Origin of the sequence: Cedecea sp. P7760, assembly GCF_013386425.1 — a bacterium.
Lineage (GTDB): Bacteria > Pseudomonadota > Gammaproteobacteria > Enterobacterales > Enterobacteriaceae > Cedecea > Cedecea selenatireducens.
Genome location: NZ_JACARU010000132.1, coordinates 1 through 337, shown reverse-complemented (window position 1 = coordinate 337; position 337 = coordinate 1). Strand labels below are relative to the sequence as shown.

Annotated in this window: 1 protein-coding gene; it reads left to right on the top strand. The window is 61.1% G+C overall.

Going from position 1 to position 337, the window contains the following annotated elements:
- Nucleotides 1-337: biotin/lipoyl-containing protein (locus HX778_RS24995; RefSeq protein WP_304515782.1), on the top strand; the 337-nt coding region annotated here is incomplete at both ends.

The window sequence follows — 337 nt, the reverse complement described above, 5'->3', positions numbered from 1 at the left end:
GATTATGGTCTTCGAAGTGGCGGGTGCTGCACCTGCGGCCGCTCCAGCACAGGCTGCTGCTCCGGCCGCCGCCGCTGCGCCTGCGGCTTCTGGCTCGCACGCAGTTAACGTCCCGGCCATCGGCGGTGACGACGTTGAAGTCACTGAAGTGATGGTCAAAGTGGGCGATAAAGTTGCCGCTGAGCAGCCACTGATTACCGTTGAAGTCGACAAAGCTTCCATGGAAGTACCTGCGCCATTCGCCTGTACCGTGCAAGCAATCACACTCAGCACCGGCGACAAAGTGTCTACCGGCTCCCTGAGCATGGTCTTCGAAGTGGACGGCGCTGCGCCTGCT